The sequence below is a fragment of the Hungatella sp. genome (assembly GCF_046966825.1).
In genome coordinates this window covers 1-2,571 of record NZ_JBKVCZ010000275.1, presented here as the reverse complement: position 1 = coordinate 2,571, position 2,571 = coordinate 1, and the positions used below count along the sequence as shown (strand labels likewise).

Genomic DNA, 2,571 nt, shown 5'->3' with positions numbered 1-2,571 from the left:
ATCCACCGCTTTCGCCAGCAGACCGTAGTCAGCAATAGGGGCAAATGTCCCGGGGAGGCCGTACTGATAAGCATAGTTAGAATCCGTGCAGGCTCCCATGCCGATTACCACGTCCATAAGCTTTACCCCGTCCTGTAAGGCTCCTGCGGAACCGATGCGGATAATCTGCTCCACGCCATAGAAATGGAACAGCTCATACGTGTAAATGCCCACAGACGGCATTCCCATTCCGCCTCCCATGACGGAAATCTCTCTTCCCTTATACGTTCCGGTATAACCGAACATGTTGCGCACCGATGTCACCAGCACCGGATTTTCCAGATACGTCTCCGCAATATATTTTGCACGCAGAGGGTCGCCCGGCATCAGTACTGTCTTCGCTATCTCTCCCTGTTTCGCCCCGTTGTGGGCTGTTGGTGTCATACTCATTTGCCTGTCTCCTTCTCAATTTTTGCTGTTTTCTTCCTGAATCATCATCCGTATAGCCTCAACAGCTGTCCGGATAGCCGCATCCGTGTCATGGACGATCGGGTTCTCAAGCCCTTCCTTCGCCCTCTCCTGGTTGGCCATAACGAGAAATACCGATCCCGCTCTCACCTTCAGCGCGCTGGCCACGATAAACAGCGCCGCCGATTCCATCTCGGAAGCCTTGCAGCCCAGACGCAGCCAGGCGTTCCACTTATTCATCAGCTCATACGATACCGGCTTCGTCTCCGGTGAATGCTGGCCATAGAAAGAATCCTTGCACTGGACGACGCCGACGTGATACGGTTTTTCCAGCTTCTTCGCCGCCGCTGCCAGGGCGTTCGTCACATCAAAATCGGGAACCGCCGGAAATTCGATAGGCGCATATTCGCGGCTGGTGCCCTCCATGCGGATAGCTCCGTTGGCAATCACCAGGTCCCCGCTCTTAACATTGATATCCATCCCGCCGCAGGTGCCGATACGGATAAAGGTATCCGCTCCCGACATCACCAGCTCTTCCATGGCGATCGAAGCCGACGGTCCGCCGATTCCAGTGGAGGTAACGCTGACAGGCGTTCCGTCAAGCGTTCCGGTATACGTCACATACTCCCGGTTGTCCGCGATCAGCTTTGGATCGTCAAAATATTTCGCAATAAGCGCGCACCGCTTCGGGTCGCCCGGCATAATAACGTACCGGCCCACATCACCTCTTCCCACCTGGATATGATACTGTTTCCCTTCGTTTTCCGAATAATTTGTCATAAATAACCTCCCTTTCTCTCTGTGGAACTAGTTCCTCCCGGCGTAAATACGCCATGATGCACTAGATATCGTTCTCATCTATCTTATCCGCCATAGCCGATTTAATTCTCTGGTACTGTTCTTCACTGATTAAGATTCCCCTTCCCTCCCGGGAAATGTATCCCTCTTCCTCCATCTGGCTTACGCATCGGTTTACCGTCTTCACACACAGCCCCGTGCTGTTGGACAAATCCTTTCTCGTCAAATGAATGCGGCAGACCCCCCGTCTGGCTGAATCCCGGTAGATCTGCATAAATAGAAGAAAAAGCCGGTCGATTCCCTGAAGGAAGAGAAAGAGACGTTCCTTCCTCACCTGCTCCACGAGATAAACACTCATGGCCTTCACCTGTTCCAGCACCGCGTGGATATCCGTCAGCATCCACCGGCTGAACTGGTCCTTGGACACGCAGAGGAAGCGGCAGTCCGTCTCCGTCATTAAGGTCGTCTTATATAAATCATACCCCATAAGAAATTCCATGGCCCCGAACACCTCGATGGGATAAAATCGCGTGTAATCGTACGCCACCTCCTGAATGCGGTAGTCCGTCGCCTTCACAATTCCCTCTACCAGAATGTATACAGTGTCCACATGCGCGTTTTCATGGATGAACGTGGTTCCCTTCTTCAGACGCACGATCTGAAATGCTTCCAACAGCCACTTGGGCGCGTTTGCCAGATAATTATTCAGATACTCGCGTTCTTCGCTGCGCAGCTCGTTGATCAAAGATACAACATCATTCATGGTCTACCTCCTTCATCCATCCTCGCCGTCCTCTCCCTCTAGTTTGCATCATTTCACAAAAAAAGTCTACTGTTCCTCACAAATTTTTCTAATATTTTTCCCTCTATGACTTACCAACCCCAGACTGGCGGATTGGACTGGCGGCAGGCGTCCCCCTCAATTTTATCTGGCGCCCTTCTCGTACGGCTGGCCGCTGGCCTTCGGTGCTGAGGATTTTCCGACAAACAGAATCAGGATTGCAATGGTAATCATATAGGGCAGCATGGCCAGAATCTGTGACGGAACCGCGAAATCTCCGCCTCCCAGCGTAACCGTAAGCGCCTGAGCCGCACCGAACAGCAGGCACGCGCCGTATGCGCCGTGGGGCGTCCATTTTCCAAAGATTACGGCCGCCAGTGCGATAAATCCCTGACCGCTGATGGCGGTGGGCGTAAACTGCGGAATGATGGCAAGCGTCATGGAAGCGCCGCCAAAACCGGCGAAAATTCCCGATACCAGCACGCAGAGGCAACGGATCACGTAGACATTAATACCCATGGTGTCCGCAGCCGCCGGATGCTCGC

3 protein-coding genes and 1 pseudogene are annotated in these 2,571 nt (G+C 53.1%); all 4 read right to left on the bottom strand.

The window, feature by feature from the left end; translation table 11 throughout:
- Positions 1-429, bottom strand: a pseudogene (locus ACLTD4_RS33745) (purine-nucleoside phosphorylase); the annotation flags it as partial.
- A 15-nt stretch (positions 430-444) separates the two neighbouring features.
- A complete protein-coding gene (gene udp / locus ACLTD4_RS33740; RefSeq protein WP_002601354.1) occupies positions 445-1,227 on the bottom strand; it encodes a uridine phosphorylase in 783 nt (260 codons plus the stop codon).
- 61 nt (positions 1,228-1,288) lie between these two features.
- On the bottom strand, positions 1,289-2,008 hold the full coding sequence (locus ACLTD4_RS33735) for a Crp/Fnr family transcriptional regulator (RefSeq protein WP_002601355.1): 720 nt from the start codon (positions 2,006-2,008) through the stop codon (positions 1,289-1,291).
- Positions 2,009-2,170: 162 nt separating this feature from the next.
- Positions 2,171-2,571, bottom strand: a 401-nt coding sequence (locus ACLTD4_RS33730; RefSeq protein WP_412331977.1) for an ABC transporter permease, incomplete at its 5' end; no start/stop codon positions are given.

Coding starts and splice junctions, on each gene's coding strand:
- udp (WP_002601354.1), bottom strand. CDS start 1,227: ATGACAAATTATTCGGAAAACGAAGGGAAACAGTATCATATCCAGGTG.
- ACLTD4_RS33735 (WP_002601355.1), bottom strand. CDS start 2,008: ATGAATGATGTTGTATCTTTGATCAACGAGCTGCGCAGCGAAGAACGC.